Annotated in this window: 16 protein-coding genes; 5 read left to right on the top strand and 11 right to left on the bottom strand. The window is 56.7% G+C overall.

Features of this window, described 5'->3' with window-relative positions:
- Positions 1-7 precede the first annotated feature (7 nt).
- The 3 genes from IF205_RS16835 to hutG all read right to left on the bottom strand — a co-directional run bounded on the left by IF205_RS16835 (position 8) and on the right by hutG (position 2,159).
- Positions 8-457, bottom strand: coding sequence for a PAS domain-containing protein (locus IF205_RS16835; protein ID WP_259780516.1), 450 nt, complete (start codon positions 455-457; stop codon positions 8-10).
- A 119-nt stretch (positions 458-576) separates the two neighbouring features.
- Positions 577-1,305: a TerC family protein gene (locus IF205_RS16830; RefSeq protein ID WP_259780515.1), complete on the bottom strand. Its 729-nt coding sequence runs from the start codon at positions 1,303-1,305 to the stop codon at positions 577-579.
- Positions 1,306-1,367: 62 nt separating this feature from the next.
- Positions 1,368-2,159: an N-formylglutamate deformylase gene (hutG, locus tag IF205_RS16825; RefSeq protein ID WP_259780514.1), complete on the bottom strand. Its 792-nt coding sequence runs from the start codon at positions 2,157-2,159 to the stop codon at positions 1,368-1,370.
- Positions 2,160-2,326: 167 nt separating this feature from the next.
- Here hutG and IF205_RS16820 point away from each other — a divergent pair, with 167 nt between their 5' ends.
- Complete coding sequence (locus tag IF205_RS16820; RefSeq protein WP_259780513.1) at positions 2,327-3,451, top strand: TauD/TfdA family dioxygenase; 1,125 nt, start codon at positions 2,327-2,329, stop codon at positions 3,449-3,451.
- Here the strand turns inward: IF205_RS16820 and IF205_RS16815 are convergent.
- Together IF205_RS16815 and IF205_RS16810 are read right to left on the bottom strand one after the other, a co-directional pair.
- Positions 3,448-4,044, bottom strand: coding sequence for a type 1 glutamine amidotransferase family protein (locus tag IF205_RS16815; protein WP_259780512.1), 597 nt, complete (start codon positions 4,042-4,044; stop codon positions 3,448-3,450). The genes IF205_RS16820 and IF205_RS16815 overlap by 4 nt on opposite strands.
- Positions 4,045-4,272: 228 nt before the next feature.
- Positions 4,273-5,232: a ribonucleotide-diphosphate reductase subunit beta gene (locus tag IF205_RS16810; RefSeq protein ID WP_259780511.1), complete on the bottom strand. Its 960-nt coding sequence runs from the start codon at positions 5,230-5,232 to the stop codon at positions 4,273-4,275.
- Positions 5,233-5,534: 302 nt separating this feature from the next.
- Here IF205_RS16810 and IF205_RS16805 point away from each other — a divergent pair, with 302 nt between their 5' ends.
- Positions 5,535-5,954, top strand: coding sequence for a M15 family metallopeptidase domain-containing protein (locus IF205_RS16805; RefSeq protein ID WP_259780510.1), 420 nt, complete (start codon positions 5,535-5,537; stop codon positions 5,952-5,954).
- Positions 5,955-6,015: 61 nt separating this feature from the next.
- On the opposite strand, the gene IF205_RS16800 is transcribed toward IF205_RS16805, so the two are convergent.
- From IF205_RS16800 to IF205_RS16775, 6 genes are all read right to left on the bottom strand, one after another.
- Positions 6,016-7,014, bottom strand: a complete 999-nt coding sequence (locus IF205_RS16800) for an ABC transporter ATP-binding protein (protein ID WP_259780509.1) — start codon at positions 7,012-7,014, stop codon at positions 6,016-6,018.
- Positions 7,011-7,991 (bottom strand): ABC transporter ATP-binding protein, encoded by a 981-nt coding sequence (locus tag IF205_RS16795; protein WP_259780508.1) that lies wholly within the window; start codon positions 7,989-7,991, stop codon positions 7,011-7,013. The genes IF205_RS16800 and IF205_RS16795 overlap by 4 nt, the downstream gene beginning before the upstream one ends.
- 17 nt (positions 7,992-8,008) lie before the next feature.
- Positions 8,009-8,920 (bottom strand): ABC transporter permease subunit, encoded by a 912-nt coding sequence (locus IF205_RS16790; RefSeq protein WP_259780507.1) that lies wholly within the window; start codon positions 8,918-8,920, stop codon positions 8,009-8,011.
- Positions 8,917-9,840: an oligopeptide ABC transporter permease OppB gene (gene oppB, locus IF205_RS16785; RefSeq protein ID WP_259780506.1), complete on the bottom strand. Its 924-nt coding sequence runs from the start codon at positions 9,838-9,840 to the stop codon at positions 8,917-8,919. Before oppB ends, IF205_RS16790 begins: the two co-directional genes overlap by 4 nt.
- Before the next feature lie 95 nt (positions 9,841-9,935).
- Positions 9,936-11,525 (bottom strand): peptide ABC transporter substrate-binding protein, encoded by a 1,590-nt coding sequence (locus tag IF205_RS16780; protein WP_259780505.1) that lies wholly within the window; start codon positions 11,523-11,525, stop codon positions 9,936-9,938.
- 246 nt (positions 11,526-11,771) lie between these two features.
- On the bottom strand, positions 11,772-13,574 hold the full coding sequence (locus tag IF205_RS16775) for a ribonucleoside-diphosphate reductase subunit alpha (protein WP_375542692.1): 1,803 nt from the start codon (positions 13,572-13,574) through the stop codon (positions 11,772-11,774).
- A gap of 517 nt (positions 13,575-14,091) precedes the next feature.
- Between IF205_RS16775 and IF205_RS16770 the strand changes: the two genes are divergently transcribed.
- The 3 genes from IF205_RS16770 to IF205_RS16760 are packed head-to-tail and all read left to right on the top strand — an operon-like array spanning position 14,092 to position 15,995.
- Complete coding sequence (locus tag IF205_RS16770) at positions 14,092-14,595, top strand: hypothetical protein (protein WP_259780503.1); 504 nt, start codon at positions 14,092-14,094, stop codon at positions 14,593-14,595.
- Between the two features lie 32 nt (positions 14,596-14,627).
- A complete protein-coding gene (locus tag IF205_RS16765) occupies positions 14,628-15,293 on the top strand; it encodes a PspA/IM30 family protein (protein ID WP_259780502.1) in 666 nt (221 codons plus the stop codon).
- Positions 15,294-15,299: 6 nt separating this feature from the next.
- On the top strand, positions 15,300-15,995 hold the full coding sequence (locus tag IF205_RS16760; protein ID WP_259780501.1) for a YqiJ family protein: 696 nt from the start codon (positions 15,300-15,302) through the stop codon (positions 15,993-15,995).
- Positions 15,996-16,025 lie beyond the last annotated feature (30 nt).

Genomic DNA, 16,025 nt, shown 5'->3' with positions numbered 1-16,025 from the left:
TGCCGGATCAGCGATAGACGGTGGCGGCGACGATCAGGTTACAACGGTCGTCGTCATCGACCATAGGCAACATGATCCGTTCGATATGCTTATATTCCGGCACATGATAATGCGCAGGGCCCTTGCGGTAGCTGGGCAGTTTTTCCTTGGCTAATGAAACATAGTCAGCATAGCCTTCCACGCCTTCATGGAAGGAGGGATAGGCTTCGTCTATCCATTTACCGGTCACATCCCAGCCCATGGCATTGACGTTTTCCGTTCCCATCAGGCGGAATTTGAAGCGCAGCGGATTGCGGTGAATATCGACCATCCAGATATAGGGCAGAATGTCGAATATCGCCAAGGGATCGAATTCCTGCCGACGGGGCAGGCGTCCATCCTCGCGATGAATAGAGCGCCAGTAAAGGTAAAGCTTTTGCAGCCGCTGGTCCCAGCTCTCAACATTCAGTTCGGTCAAAACATACCTGTCTGTTCAAAGCCCCTCACGTTCAACATAAAGGCGATGGCCCGGAATGTTAAGAAAAACCTCTGATGGTGGCCGTTGCTGTTACATTCATTCGGACGGTTCAGTCCCGTTCAACGTCCGGCCCGTGCGCGGCGCGCCAGCATATTGAGACCTTCCACAAGCGCGGAGAAGGCCATGGCCGCATACATATAACCCTTGGGCACATGAACGCCGAAGGCCTCGGCAATCAATGTCATGCCGATCATCAGCAGAAAGCCCAGCGCCAGCATGACAATAGTCGGGTTGCGGGCAATGAAATTGGACAGAGGTGTGGCTGCCAGAAGCATGGCGCTGACCGCCACGATCACTGCGACCACCATGATCGGTACATGGGGTGTCATGCCGACGGCGGTGATGATGCTGTCCAGTGAGAAGACAAGGTCCAGAAGAAGAATCTGAATGATCGCGGCACCAAAGCCCAGCCCTTTCGAGGTGCTTTTTTTCTCTTCCGGCGTTGGGTCCACATTATGATGGATCTCTGTTGTTGCCTTCCAGACAAGGAACAGTCCGCCCGCCATCAAAATCAGATCGCGCCAGGAAAACCCATGATCGAAGAGGACAAAGACCGGAGTGGTAAGCTGAACAATCCAGGCGATGATGCTGAGCAGGCCAAGACGCAGGATCAACGCCAGACCGATGCCGAGCCGACGGGCCGGAACCTGTTGAGCGGCGGGCAGGCGGTTGGTCAGGATGGAGATAAAGATCAGATTGTCGATGCCAAGGACCACTTCCATGACGATCAATGTCACAAGCGCCACCCAGGCAGCCGGGTCAACCGCCAGCATCAATAACCCATCCATGATCATCCACCCCTTGTAAACCTGCCGAACCGAAGCGGTCCCGCACAGATAATGTCTATCCGTTACGGTTTAAAGGCGGCGGTTGCCTCAATCAACTGCTGCAGCACCGGTTTGACCTGATCGGCGAGATCAGGGCGATAACCGAAGGGCGGTTCCTCATCCATATAGGTGATCTGCGACTGTTCCAGCTGCACTGCGTGGATATTGTCGTCCGGCTTGCCGTAGGCGCGGGTGATGTAACCGCCCTTGAAACGCCCGTTCAGCGCGGCGGTATAGCCGTCGGCCCGTTCGGCGACGTCTTGCAGGGCCTGGGCCAGTTGCGGCGCACAGCTTTTGCCGTTGGCGGTACCCAGATTCAGATCGGGCAGGCGACCTTCGAAAAAGCGCGGCACCTCTGAGCGGATCGAATGCGCATCCCAAAGCAGGGCATAGCCAAACTGTGCCTTAATGGTTGCCAGCGTTTCGGCCAGCTTGTCATGATAGGGCCGCCAATAGCTTTCCACGCGCCGTGCGGTTTCCTCTGCATCGGGCTGATCGTCATCCGACTTGTAGACCGGTTCTTCATCGAAGGTATCGACGGGGCATAGGCCGGTGGTGTTCTGGCCCGGATACAGGTTTTCATCCGTTGCCGGGCGGTTCAGGTCCACCACGAAACGCGAATGGGTGGCGACGAGTATATGTGCGCCCAGCCCTTCGGCGAAATCGTAAAGCTTGTCCACATGCCAGTCCGTGTCTGGCGTGGTCAGCGCCTGCGGCGTCATGCGCGCCGCAATGTCGGAAGGGATGTGAACGCCCGAATGGGGAACGGAAATTAAAAGGGGAATGGACCCCTGCGTGTATTTGAATTTTTCCATGATGGGGATGATATAACGCCGCCCGTCTTGTTTGTCACCATCGGTTCTCAGGCAAAGTCTTTTGGCGAGAAGGACTAACCAACCGGTGAATTTTCCTCAATTTTATCACGGCCGAGATAGGCGTATCTGTCGGGAAAGGGATATAGGCTTCGGCGAGGTGTAAAGCGATGAAGGCGACAGCGATTTCCTGTTTGATGGAAAGAGAGCGGGACCTGCGGATTGACTGGGGGGATGGCTCCAACAGTGACTTCCATTACTTCTGGCTGCGGGACAATTGCCGCTGCCCGGCCTGTCTGCACCCGCAGACGTGGGAGCGAACGCTGGATACCTATGCCATCGATCCAGATATTCAGCCCTTGGAGATGGAGATACAGGCAGGTGCGCTGCGCTTGTGCTGGCCCGACGGGCATGAATCCATTTTTGAGGCGGCCTGGTTGCAGGATCATGCCTATTCCGGTGCTTGTCGCAAGGATGCAACTACACGGTTTTGGGGGCTCGATATACTGGAGGACATGCCGACAATTGAGGCTGTCGATATTCTGGAAACGGAAGAGGGGTTGCGCCGCTTTCTGGAGCTGCAGGCGGAACTGGGCTTTGTAATCGTGAAGAACCTGACCTGCGAAGAGGGCATGGTTGAAAGGCTGGCGGAACGTGTGGATTTCCTACGGCGGACAAATTACGGCGTGGACTTCTCGGTTGAATCCAAGCCCGATCCCAACAATGTGGCCTATACCGCACTGGAACTGAAGGCGCATACGGACCTCTGCGACCTCGAACAGCCGCCGGGATTTCAATTCCTGCATTGCATTGTGAACGAGGCCTCGGGCGGTGAAAGCCTGCTGGTGGATGGTTTCGCGGTGGCAGAAGAGTTGCGGCGGCGCGATCCGGCATCCTGGAGGCTGCTGACAGAAACGGCCCTGCCGTTCCGTTTTGTAGACAAGGATTACGATCTACGCTGGAAGACGCCGACAATCCGCCTGGGCCCGGACGGGGAGTATCAGGAGGTACGATACCATGTGGCGCTGACCGATCCGCTGGATGTGCCTTATGAGCGGATGGAGGCGGTCTATGCGGCGCTGCGCGCCTTTACCGCCGTGCTGCGCGATCCGGCCTTTGAAATCCGGTTCCGGTTGGATGCTGGCGATGTGATGGCCTTCCATAATCGCCGGGTCCTGCATGGCAGGGCGGCGTTCGACCCCAACAGCGGGCGGCGCAAGCTGAAAGGCTGTTACGTTAATTCCGACGAGGCCTGGAGCAAATTGCGCGTGCTTAACGGTCTGAACCATATCTAGACGAACGGAGCGAGGGTCGCCTTGGCACGTGCGACCCAGTCGTCCTTCTGGCCGACGGGGGCGACGTAATGGACGATGGCCTCGGCCTCTTCCCAGCCACGAAGTCGGGCGATGACCCAGGCCGCCAGATAATGGGAGGCTAGACAGCCGCCGGCGGCGGCAACTGTATCCTGTGCAATGAAGGGGCTGTCCGCCACCGGGCAACCAAGTTCTTCCAGCAAGGGGCGGGTCATGGTGTCAGTGACAATCGGCCCGTCCCACAGGCCCAGGCGATGCAGCCAGAGCGCTCCGGAGCATTGGGAGCCGATCAACTGGCGCCGCGGGTCCAGGTCCAACTGTCCCATCAGGTCGGCATCGTCAATGAGGCTGCGCGTCTTCATGCCGCTGCCGAACAGGACAACATCGGCATCATTGGCAAAAGAAAGCGGCTTTTGTCCTGTGACGACAGCGCCATTCATAGAGGTCACGGTTTCGGTCGGGGTGACGATATGGGCCTTCCAGCCACCTCCTTTGACCCGGTTAAGCAGAGCCGAGGCGATGAAGCTGTCCAGTTCATTGAACCCGTCGAAGGTGAGAATGGCGATATCGGTCATGGGTATGATTCTCCGCAGGGCTTTGGGCTGGAAGGCCCGACAGTAGCAGAGGAAAAATCGCCGTGTAACGGCTATATTGTCCCGATTTTCAGAGGGTTGGACGCTGATTGTATCCCTTTTTGAGGGCAAGGCATGGGCGCGCTGGACGGGGCCGCGGTGCAGGACACGGGAGCAAAGAAAAACCCCCGTCGCAGGGCGGCGGGGGTTTTTGCTGATTGGAGCTTTCGTTTACTCGAAAGCTTCCTCCCATGATCCCTGGGTTGAGGCGCGGGAATATTCCGTCGAGCGGTTTTCGAAAAAGTTGGTGTGTTCCACACCGTTGAGCATCTCGTCCATCCAGCGCAGCGGGTTTTTCTCCACGTGATACATTGGCTGCAGGCCCAACTGGGTCAGGCGACGGTCCGCGATATAGCGGATATATTGTTTCACTTCGTCGCCGGTCAGGCCCTCGACCGCACCCATTTCAAAGGCGAGGTCGATGAAGGCATCCTCATGTTCGACGATCGTGTTGCAGGCCTTGTAGAGGTCTTTCTGCAGCTCATCCGTCCAGACTTCCGGGTTCTCGGAAACGAAGGTACGGAACAGTTTGATGATGGACAGCGTGTGCAGCGTTTCATCGCGCACCGACCAGGATACGATCTGGCCCATGCCCTTCATCTTGTTGAAGCGCGGGAAGTTCATCAGCATTGCAAAGGATGCGAAAAGCTGCAGACCCTCGGTGAAAGCGCCGAAAACGGCCAACGTCTTTGCAATGTCTTCCTTGGTCTCAACACCCCAGACCTGCATATAATCGTATTTGTCCTTCATTTCCTTGTATTTCATGAAGGCTTCATACTCGGTCTCGGGCATGCCGATGGTGTCCAGCAGATGGCTGTAGGCGGCGATGTGGACCGTTTCCATGGCGGAGAAAGCCGCCAGCATCATCTGCACCTCGGTCGGTTTGAAGACGCGGGTGTAATGACGCATATAGCAGTTGTTCACTTCCACATCGGCCTGCGTGAAGAAGCGGAAGATCTGGCTCAGCAGGTTGCGTTCCGGCTCGGTCAGCGACTTGTGCCAGTCTTTCACATCATCGGCCAGCGGCACTTCCTCCGGCAGCCAGTGGATGCGCTGCTGGGTCAGCCAGGCCTCATAAGCCCAGGGGTAGTTGAAGGGTTTGTAGACTGGACGAGCGTCAAGAAGCGACATGGCACACCTTATTTCTTCGCGCGGTTTTGGACCGCGTGTTTCTCAATTCATTATGTCTGCCAGGGTAAAACGGGACAGCGTCCCTATATTGGCAAAAACCGGCCCTCCTGCCAAGCACTCTTAAAGCGGCCCAGCGTGTGCCTATAGTCTTTAAGATACCATATATGGTGTTGTTGGCAATACGAGACGCTAAATATATCGCACTTTGTGTGGTCGGCTTTACGAAGCGCACTGCTATTCACTTTCCCATTTGGTTGGCTTAGAATTTAAATAGAAAGCTAATAAAAATGGGGAGAGTGGCCATGCCACATTTCGGGACGACGAGTGCGGGGCGTCTGGCGACCTGTCACAAGGATCTGCAAACCGTCATGAATCACGCCATCGAGCATGGGCCCGATTTTTCCATTCTCTGCGGGCATCGCAGCAAGGAAGACCAGAATAAGGCCTTTGAGGAAGGGAAAAGCCAATTGAAATGGCCCCAAAGCCGCCACAACACAGACCCGTCGGAGGCGGTTGACCTGGCGCCCTATCCCATCGACTGGGACGACCAGAATCGCTTTCGTGTTCTGGCAGGTTACCTCCAGGGCGTGGCCGATGTGCTCTACAGCAACGGCGAGATCAGTCACCGCCTGCGTTGGGGAGGAGACTGGGACAAGGATTACCAGGAAAAGGACGAGCGGTTTCGTGACCTGCCGCATTTCGAGTTGTTGAAGGAGGATTGAGGCTTGGCGTTCCTCCCGGCAAAAAAAGCCCGGCGCGAAGGCCGGGCTTTCTGGTTGCAGGTCAAAGCTTTGGCGGTGTGATGGTCTGCCAGTGATGGCAGGCCACCTCATGTTCGCCGCTGACGGCATCCAGTTGTGGAACCGTCTTTGCGCAGTCCGCCGTTGCATAGGGACAACGTGTGCGGAACACGCATCCCGACGGCGGTGCCATGGGTGAGGGAAGGTCACCCTCCAGCACGATATGCTGCTTTGCCATTTCCTTGTCCGGGTCCGGGATCGGCACGGCCGAAATCAGGGCCTGGGTATAGGGATGGCGTGGGCTGTCATAAAGCGAATCGCGCGTGGCGATTTCCATGACGCGGCCCAGATAAAGCACCATGATCCTGTGGCTGATATGCCGCACCACGCTCAGGTCGTGGCTGATGAACAGCAGTGACAGCCCGAATTCCTTTTGCAGGTCCTGCAGAAGGTTGATGATCTGCGCCTGAATCGACACATCGAGGGCCGAGACCGGCTCGTCACAGACGATCACCTTGGGCCGCAGGATCATCGCCCGGGCAATGCCGATACGCTGGCACTGACCGCCGGAGAATTCATGCGGATAGCGGTTGATCATCCGGGGCAGCAGGCCGACCCGGTCCATCATGTCGCGAACCTTCTCGCGTCGTTCCTCCGCGGACATTTTCGGGAAGAATGTCCGCAGGGGCTCACCAATGATTTCCCCGATTGTCATACGCGGGTTCAGACTGGCCAGCGGGTCCTGAAAGATGATCTGCAGGTCCTGGCGGAGAGGCCGCATTTTCGACGGTGAAAGGCCGGTAATGTCCTCTCCCATCCAGACCACGCGCCCGTCCGTCGGTGGGATCAGTTGCAGGATTGCCCGGCCCAGCGTGGATTTGCCGCAGCCGGATTCCCCCACAATGCCCAGTGTTTCCCCAGCCTTGATTTCAAAGGAAACGCCATCGACGGCCTTCAGCGGGATATCGCCACTGAACAGACCTTTCTGCGGGATCGGGAAATGGACTTTCAGGTCATTGATGCTGAGTATGCTGTCACTCATGACTTTGCCTCCATTAGGCCATCCAGATGGCAGGCTTTCTTTCGGTTGTCGCCAATGTCCCGCAGGGGCGGAAGCTCTGCAACGCAGCGATCCATCCTGTGCGGACAGCGGTCCTGGAAGGCACAGCCTTTGGGCAGGCGCTGCAGGTTGGGCGGCTGGCCGGGAATGGCGTTCAGCTTGCTGTGGCTTTCCTCATCCACACGCGGCATGGAGTTCAGCAGGCCGGTGGAATAGGGATGCTGCGGATCATAGAAGACCTGCCGCACATCGCCGCTTTCGGCCACACGGCCACCATACATCACCACTACACGGTCGCAGAGACCGGCCACCACGCCCAGGTCATGGGTGATCATCACGATCGCCGTGTTCAACTCGTTTTTGAGTTTGCGCAGCAACGTCAGGATCTGCGCCTGGACAGTGACGTCCAGAGCAGTGGTCGGTTCATCTGCGATCAGCAGGTCCGGCTCGCAAAGGAGAGACATGGCAATCATGACACGCTGACGCATACCGCCGGAAAATTCGTGCGGATACATGCGGAAACGTTTCTTGGCTTCCGGAATGCCGACCAGATCCAGCAATTCAATGCTGCGCGCCTCCGCCTGGGCCATGGTCATGCCCTTATGCTCGATCAGGACTTCGGTCATCTGACGCGAGATGCGCAGGAAGGGGTTCAGACTGGTCATCGGGTCCTGGAAGATCATGGACATTGTCACGCCCCTGACCTTGTTCAGTTCCCGGGCCTTCAGTCCCAGGATTTCGTTACCCTTGAATTTGACCGAACCGGTGGCTTTGCCGTTTTTCGCCAATAGCCCCATGATCGACATGAAGACCTGGGTCTTGCCGGAACCGGATTCACCCACAATGCCGAGGCATTCGCCGGGCGCAATGTCAAAGCTGATATTGTTGACTGCACTGACCTCGCCATCCGGTGTGGAGAACCGGGTCACCAGGTCGCGGACTTCGAGAATATTGCTCATTTGGTCCTCTCGCAGGTTTACCGGTCTTTCGGGTCAAGCGCATCGCGCAGCCCGTCACCGATGAAGTTGAAGCAGAACAGCATGACCGCCAGGAAAATCGCCGGGAAGACCAGCATCCACGGCGCAGCCTCCATGACTTTCGCCCCTTCGGAAATCAGCACGCCCAGACTGGTCAGCGGTTCCTGCACGCCCAGCCCAAGGAAGGACAGGAAGCTTTCGGTCAGGATCACCTGTGGAATGGTCAGGGTCATATAGACAATGACCGGTCCCAACACATTGGGAATGATATGGCGGAAAATGATTACGCGGTTTGATACCCCGCCCGCATGGGCCGCCTCGATGAACTCCTTGCGTTTGAGCGACAGGGTCTGCCCGCGCACAATACGCGCCATGGTCAGCCATTCAACGGCACCCAATGCGATGAAGATCAGGAAGATGTTCCGCCCGAAAACCACCATCAGCAGGATCACGAAGAACATGAAGGGAATGGAATACATGATGTCGACGATACGCATCATGATATTGTCTGTCCGTCCTCCCATGTAACCTGCGGTGGCCCCGTATACGACGCCGATCACCAGACTGACGGATGTGGCGAGCAGGCCGACCGACAGCGAGACCCGCATGCCGTAGAGAATGCGGATGAAAAGGTCCCGGCCATTGCCATCGGTACCGAACCAGTGGGCATTGGCGAAATCGGGCGGCATCTGGATGCTTTCCCAATAGATCGCGTCGAATTCATGAGGCGACAGATAGGGTGCGAACAACGCCATCAGGGCCAGAATGCCCAATACGATCATGGCACCAACGGCGGCCTTGTTGCGAAGCAGGCGGATACGGGCATCCTGCCAGAGGCTGCGGCCCTTGATATCGTCGCCGTTGTTTTCCAGGCCCGCCAGTTTGTCTTTTTTCAATACGCCCAGCATCATTCGGCCCTTACTTTCGGATCGAGCATGGAATAGATCATGTCGACAATGAAATTGAAGGTGATAATCAACGTGGCATAGACCACCACAACGCCCATCACGACGGGATAGTCACGGTTTAACGCGCTATCGACGAAATAGGTGCCGATACCGGGAACCCCGAAAATCTTCTCGATTACGACCGAACCGGTGGTTACTGCGGCTGTTGCCGGGCCAAGGTAGGAAACAACCGGCAGCATTGCGCCTTTCAGCGCATGCCGGACGACAACGATCTTTTCCCGCAAACCCTTGGCGCGCGCGGTGCGGACATAGTTGGCGTGCAGGACTTCGACCATGCTGCCGCGGGTCAGGCGTGCAATATAGGCGACCTGTGGCAGGGACAGGGCCAGCACGGGCAGAATCTTGTAGATGAATTCGCCACTGCCCCAGCCGCCGACGGGCAGCCATTCAAGATAAACGCCGAAGACCAGTGACAGCAGCGGCGCCATCACAAAGTTCGGAATGGCGATCCCCACCATGGCGGTGGTCATGACCGTGAAGTCAGTGCGTGAATTCTGCCGCAAGGCCGCGATGGTGCCGAATGTGACCCCCAGGATCAAAGCCAGCAGGATTGCGGAAATGCCCAGTTCAAGGCTGGCCGGTGCACCACTGGCCAGCAGTTCGTTGACTGTGAAATCCTGGACTTTGATACTTGGTCCAAAATCACCCTGGACGATCTTGCCGAGGTAGGAGGTGTATTGCTCCCACAGCGGCTTGTCCATGTCATAGGCCTTGAGGATGTTCTTTTCAATTTCCGGCGGTAGGGCGCGTTCGGAATCGAACGGCCCGCCGGGGGCGATGCGCATCATGAAGAAGGCTATGGTGATGACGACAAGCAATGTCGGCACGGCACCAATTAATCGCCGAAAGGCGAAACCCAACATGGTCCCTCTCTTTTATATTTATAAGGTTATTATGGTCGCCAATAGACCAGTGGCGGGCCCAGAGAGCACCGCCACCAATCGTCGCACCCTTGTGCTTATTCGATATCGAGCCAGCGGCTCAGATGGCGATCCGGTGCGTTGTCGACCCAACCTTTGACTTTGGGCGAGACCAACTGTTTGGAAACATAATAGTAAATGGGGATCAGCGGCTGGTCATGCATGGCCATTTTTTCCGCTTTCGCCATCAGTTCCGCACGCTTCTGCAGGTCCGTCGTGACGGAGGCCTTGTCCATCAGCGCATCGTAGTCTTTGTGGTTATACTGGCTGTAGTTCAACGGGCCGGTTTTGGTTTCCAGCAGATAGAGGAAGTTCTGGGCGTCGTTGTAATCCGCGATCCAACCGGCGCGCGCGATTTCAAAGTCTCCCTGTTTCAGGTCGGAATAGTGGATTTTGCCGTCCGTGTTGAACAGTTCCGCCTGCACACCCAGCTGTTTCCACATGGCCTGAACCGCAATGGCGATACGCTTGTGGTTTTCAGAGGTGTTGTAACGCAGGGTCAGTTTCAACGGGTTGTCTTTGGTGTAACCGGCTTCGGCCAGCAGTTCCTTGGCTTTTGCAACTGCCTTGCCGTATTCCATGCCCTTGAAGTCGGCCGGAACAGGCGCGTTGTAGTTTGCCGTTCCCGGCGGAACGAAGGCATAGGCCGGAATTTCACCGGTCCGCAGGACCTTGTCGGAAATTGCTTCGCGGTTGATCGCCATGGACAGCGCGCGGCGGACGCGCACATCGTCAAACGGCTTTTTGGTGGTGCGGAAGACGTAGTAATAGGTGCCCTGATAAGGCGCGATCCGCAGGGAATCGGCCAGGTTTTTCTTCAGCCAGTCGATCTGTTCGGAGGCAATGTCACGGGCCACATCCAACTCACCGGTGCGGAACCGCTTCTGCATGGCGGTGCGGTCTTCCAGGGCGTAGTAGATCACGTCGTCGATCTTCACGCTGTCAGCGGCGTGGAACTTTTCGTTCTTTTCCAGTTTGACGTGAACATTGGGGACCCATTCCGTCAGCTTGTAGGGGCCGTTGACCACGATGTTGTCCGGTTTGGTCCAGTCGTCGCCGTATTTTTCAACGGTATGTTTTGGGATCGGGAAGGCCGTCTGGTGCGTCAGCTGCGCCAGGAAATACGGCGCGGGATGCGACAGCTTGATCTGCAGCGTCTTGTCATCCAGTGCTTTGGCTTGCAGGGCTTCCGGGCCGGCTTTACCAGTGTTGAAAGCTTCTGCGCCTTCGATGATGTAGAGGAGGGAGGCGTATTCACCGCCGAATTCCGGTGCCAGCAGACGCTTGTAAGCGTAGGTGAAGTCTTCTGCCGTGACCGGCACGCCGTCGGACCAGACCGCGTCGCGCAGATGGAAGGTGTAGGTCAGGCCATCTTCACTGATATCCCAGCTTTCTGCCGCACCCGGTACCGGAGCACCATCCGGGCCATAGGTCAGAAGACCTTCGAACATGTCGTCGGAAATGCGGCTGGTCTGGACCGTGCTGATATAATGTGGGTCCATGGACTGCGGTTTGCCGTCGTTACCGATGCGCAGGGTCTTGGCGGAAACAGGCGAAATCGCTGTCGTAAAACTCAGACCGACAGCGATGGCTGCGCCAACCGCCCACTTGCTGAACTGGATTTTCATGTAACACTCTCCCTCGAGTATGGTTGTGCTTTTTTTAGTAGTATAACGGATGGGTTGTTGTTGTTGGTATAAGAGTACCCGTCCGTCTGGGCGGATTAGAAGTTATTTTGCGGTTATGTGCAAGGCCCTCGATCAGATAGTTGAAAACTCTATCGTTTTTGATGCAACGATCGGTTTGCAAGGCGTCCGCAACGAAAAACGGCGGCCTAAAGGACCGCCGTTTTATAGAATCACTTCTGCCGTATACTACTGACAGGCGAGGCATTCCTCGTAGTCATTGCCGGTCTGGGCTGGTGCGTCGGCACCGTTCACTTTGCCCATCATCGGAATCTTGGTTGCTGCTTCCAGCTTGTGTTCAAGGCCTGCCTCTGCGCGCTGGATGGATTTCGAGCGGCAGTAGTAGAGGCTCTTCACGCCTTTTTTCCAGGCCTGGAAATGGATTTGATGCAGGTCGCGTTTATGGACATCCGCCGGCAGGAAGATATTAAGCGACTGTGCCTGGCAGATATGCGGCGCACGGTCGGCGGCATGATCAATCAGCCAGCGCTGGTCGATTTCAAAGGCCGTCTTGAAGACGTCTTTTTCGTCCTGCGTCAAAAAGTCCAGATGCTGGACGGACCCTTCATGGACACTGATCGAGGACCAGACATCATCTGTATCCTGACCCTTTTCCGCCAGCAACTGCTTCAGATATTTGTTGCGGACGTTGAAGGACCCGCTCAGCGTCTTGTGAGTGAAGCTGTTGGCGGCAATCGGTTCGATCCCCGGCGAGGTGCCGCCGCAAATGATCGAGATCGAGGCGGTCGGGGCCACGGCCAGCTTGTTGGAGAAGCGCTCCATGATGCCGAATTCGGCTGCGTCCGGGCAGGGGCCTTTTTCCTCGGCCAGTTTGACGGATGCGGCATCTGCTTCCTGGCGGATTTTGGCGAACATGCGGTTGTTCCAGACCTTGGCCATCACGCCTTCAAGCGGAAGCATGTTGGCCTGCAGGAAGGAATGGAAGCCCATAACGCCCAAGCCGACGGAACGTTCGCGCATGGCGGCGTATTTGGCCCGGTGGAAGTCGTCCGGCGCATTGTCGATAAAGTCCTGCAGGACATTGTCGAGGAAGCGCATGATGTCTTCGATGAACTGCGGCTCGCCTTCCCATTCCAGGTATTTTTCAAGGTTGAGCGAGGACAGGCAGCAAACCGCCGTACGGTCCTTGCCGAATTTGTCGATACCCGTCGGCAGGGTGATTTCGGAACAGAGGTTGGAGGTTTTCACCTTCAGGCCGAGCAGCTTCTGCTGTTCCGGAATATTGCGGTTTACGTGGTCGATATAAACCACATAGGGCTCGCCGGTTTCGATGCGCGCGGTCAGAATACGAATCCAAAGGTCGCGGGCGCGAATCTTGCGAATGACGGAGCCGTCTTTCGGGCTGGTCAGGGCCCATTCATCGTCGGCTTCCACGGCGCGCATGAAATCGTCGGTGATCAGGAGACCGTGATGCAGGTTCAGTGCCTTACGGTTCGGGTCACCGCCAGTCGGCCGGCGCAGTTCGACGAATTCCTCGATTTCCGGGTGCCAGACAGGCAGGTAGACTGCGGCCGATCCACGGCGCAGGCTGCCCTGGCTGATGGCAAGCGTCAGCGAATCCATAACGCGGATGAAGGGAACCACGCCGGAGGTTTTGCCGTTGGCGCCGACTTTTTCGCCGATGGAGCGCAGGTTGCCCCAATAGCTGCCGATGCCGCCGCCGCGCGCCGCCAGCCAGACATTCTCGTTCCACAGGCCGACGATGCCGTCCAGGCTGTCGTCACTTTCGTTCAGGAAGCAGGAAATCGGCAGGCCACGTTTGGTGCCGCCGTTGCTGAGCACAGGCGTGGCAGGCATGAACCAAAGCTTGGAGATATAATCGTAGAGACGCTGGGCATGGGCCGAATCGTCGGCGAAATGCATAGCCACGCGCGCGAACATATCCTGATAGCTTTCCCCCGGCATCAAATACCGGTCGCCCAGGGTTGCCTTGCCGAATTCGGTCAAGGCTGCGTCGCGGCTGCGATCCATATGAACGCTGATACCACGGTCATTCTGCGCGTGATCGCGCGTTTCCTGGTCCAGGTTGGCCTCACCATCCAAGGGCAACAGACCTTGCGCATTCTGCTCCAAAACTGTCTCCAGCATTCCGTCAGGCACGACTCTCTTCCCTTCTATCACCCGGTTATCCACAGGTGCACCCGGCTGTGTCCTTTGCGTCCCTTATGACTTGGCGCTTTGTCCACAGGGTGTGGATTGTCTTGTTGTGAATTAGGTGCGTGATGTCACTACATATCGTGCCATCCTTGACCCGTCTCACAAGATATAGCGCCGTATGTCTTCTGTCAAAACGAATGTGACAGGAAAAAGGCCGTGATTGGGGCCGACTCCAAGCATTTCCAGCATCCGTTCGAATGCGGAACAATTCTGGGATATCTGTAACAACCGATTTTTATTGAAATCAGATGATTTCACATTAAATACATATGCATGCAAACGATTTCGAAATGCATACAATGCCTTTGGGTGGGCGAAGGAGGGACTAGTCATGACAGGCAAGATGATACCGGTCAGCATCCGGATACCGGAAAAGGATGCGGCCTTTCTTGCACAGTTGGATGTGGATGGCGCGACCACGTTAAGTGAAAAGGTGCGCGCGCTGATCGGCGAGGCCCGCCGACGCCGGGAGGCCGGTGGATTTGCGTCTGAGGCGGTCCGCAACCTGGAAGATATTCATTTGGCGCAGGATCGACAGAGACGGGTACAAGAACAGTCCCTGTCCTTTCATAGTGAGTTGGTGAGCTATTTATCGCATTGGCTGTTGGAAACGCATATTGCCTGCCTGACGCAGGAGGACTGGGGGGGCGACCCGGATGAGGTGCGGGGAGCCTTGGAGCAATATGAGGCGTCTTTGGCCGACCAGATATTTGTGCTTATGGATCAGATGCTTCGGATGGGGCTGACGACGACAAGCCGTTGTTACAATCCACATGTAGTATCGGGCCGAATGGAGGCTCTTAAAGAGTTGATCGCCATATACAACAAAGACTAAATCTCTAATCGTTAAAGTGGAGGCTGCAAAATATGAGTGAAAATCTCGCAAATCGTGTTGGTCGCCTTGTTGGCGGAACCATCAACAAAATCGTGGATATTGCCGAGGATATGGCGCCGGAAGTGGTCATGGAAGAGGCTATCCGCGAGGTAGACCGCGCGATTGATGATATTCGGGCGGAGTTGGGGAAATTGCTCGCACAGTCCCATCTGGCCACAAACCGCCTGTCGGCGGAAAGTGCAAAGCATGACGACCTGAAGGCGAAGGCCAAACTGGCACTGGATCAGGGCCGGGAAGATCTGGCGGAAGTTGCGGTATCGCAAATGGTCGATATCGAGGCCCAGATTCCGGTCCTTGAACAGACGATTGCGGATGCCGGTGACCGCGAAAAGGAACTGGAATCCTATATCGCCGCCTTGAAAGGCCGCCGGTCGGAGATGGCGGAAGAGCTGAAAGCCTTTCGTGATGCCCGTCAGGCCAGTATCCAGATTGTGCCGGAAGGCAGTGCTGCGTCGGGCGGAACCGTGGATGTAACCGTTGACAAGGCAGAGCAGGCCTTCAACCGCGTGATGGAACGCAATGGCGGCGTCGGTGTCGCCGGTGGCGAGTTGAAGGATACCCGGCAACTGGCGGAACTTGAAGACATGGCGCGCCAGCAGAAAATCCGCGACCGTCTGAACCAGATCAAGGAAGGTTAAGGTAACGTGTTGGACTTTTTGCTTCAGCCGCAAAACCTGGTCTTCGGCGTTGCCCTGGCCCTGATGCTGGGAATTGCCATCCTGGAAGGTGTCATGACTGTTCTCGGTGCGGGGCTGTCCGGCTTGCTGGATAACCTGTTGCCGGAAGGTTTGCAGGCTGATTTCAACCTGGACCTGGACAGCGATATCGACGGTGGAGATGTGCTTGAAGCGGCGTCGCCGTCAGCCTTGTCCAGGCTTCTGGGCTGGCTTTGTGTCGGTCGGGTTCCGGTCCTGGTTCTGTTTGTGGCTTTCCTGTTGTCCTTCGGGCTGTCCGGTTTCGTCATTCAGAAGGTGGTCTTTGCGCTGACCGGCGGAATGCTGCCGGGGTGGATTGCGTGGCTACCGGCGCTGATGCTTGCCATGCCGCCGACCCGCTGGATCGGGCGGGCGGTCGCAAGGCTGGTGCCGTCTGACGAAACCAGCGCGGTTTCCGTTGACAGTTTTGTCGGCCGGACAGCCGTTGTGACGCTGGGGACTGCCAAAAAGGGGCAACCCGCGCAGGCGAGGCTGCAAGACCGTTACGGTCAGTCCCATTATGTGATGGTGGAACCCGATAGTGACGGAGAGGCGTTCCCCTCCGGCAGCAGCGTCCTGCTGGTCCGCCGGGTTGATTCCACTTTTTGCGTTATTGCGAATTCAAATGCCGCCTTGGCGGACTAATAAAAGCCAGCCTGGCTGGTTTGGCTTAAT

It is taken from the genome of Aestuariispira ectoiniformans (assembly GCF_025136295.1).
Taxonomy (GTDB): Bacteria; Pseudomonadota; Alphaproteobacteria; order UBA8366; family Aestuariispiraceae; genus Aestuariispira_A; species Aestuariispira_A ectoiniformans.
The sequence above is the reverse complement of the archived record's forward strand: the minus strand, read 5'-3'. Positions and strand labels throughout refer to the sequence as shown.

Coding starts and splice junctions, on each gene's coding strand:
- IF205_RS16830 (WP_259780515.1), bottom strand. CDS start 1,305: ATGGATGGGTTATTGATGCTGGCGGTTGACCCGGCTGCCTGGGTGGCG.
- hutG (WP_259780514.1), bottom strand. CDS start 2,159: ATGGAAAAATTCAAATACACGCAGGGGTCCATTCCCCTTTTAATTTCC.
- IF205_RS16820 (WP_259780513.1), top strand. CDS start 2,327: ATGAAGGCGACAGCGATTTCCTGTTTGATGGAAAGAGAGCGGGACCTG.
- IF205_RS16815 (WP_259780512.1), bottom strand. CDS start 4,044: ATGACCGATATCGCCATTCTCACCTTCGACGGGTTCAATGAACTGGAC.
- IF205_RS16810 (WP_259780511.1), bottom strand. CDS start 5,232: ATGTCGCTTCTTGACGCTCGTCCAGTCTACAAACCCTTCAACTACCCC.
- IF205_RS16805 (WP_259780510.1), top strand. CDS start 5,535: ATGCCACATTTCGGGACGACGAGTGCGGGGCGTCTGGCGACCTGTCAC.
- IF205_RS16800 (WP_259780509.1), bottom strand. CDS start 7,014: ATGAGTGACAGCATACTCAGCATCAATGACCTGAAAGTCCATTTCCCG.
- IF205_RS16795 (WP_259780508.1), bottom strand. CDS start 7,991: ATGAGCAATATTCTCGAAGTCCGCGACCTGGTGACCCGGTTCTCCACA.
- IF205_RS16790 (WP_259780507.1), bottom strand. CDS start 8,920: ATGATGCTGGGCGTATTGAAAAAAGACAAACTGGCGGGCCTGGAAAAC.
- oppB (WP_259780506.1), bottom strand. CDS start 9,840: ATGTTGGGTTTCGCCTTTCGGCGATTAATTGGTGCCGTGCCGACATTG.
- IF205_RS16780 (WP_259780505.1), bottom strand. CDS start 11,525: ATGAAAATCCAGTTCAGCAAGTGGGCGGTTGGCGCAGCCATCGCTGTC.
- IF205_RS16775 (WP_375542692.1), bottom strand. CDS start 13,574: ATGGATCGCAGCCGCGACGCAGCCTTGACCGAATTCGGCAAGGCAACC.
- IF205_RS16770 (WP_259780503.1), top strand. CDS start 14,092: ATGACAGGCAAGATGATACCGGTCAGCATCCGGATACCGGAAAAGGAT.
- IF205_RS16765 (WP_259780502.1), top strand. CDS start 14,628: ATGAGTGAAAATCTCGCAAATCGTGTTGGTCGCCTTGTTGGCGGAACC.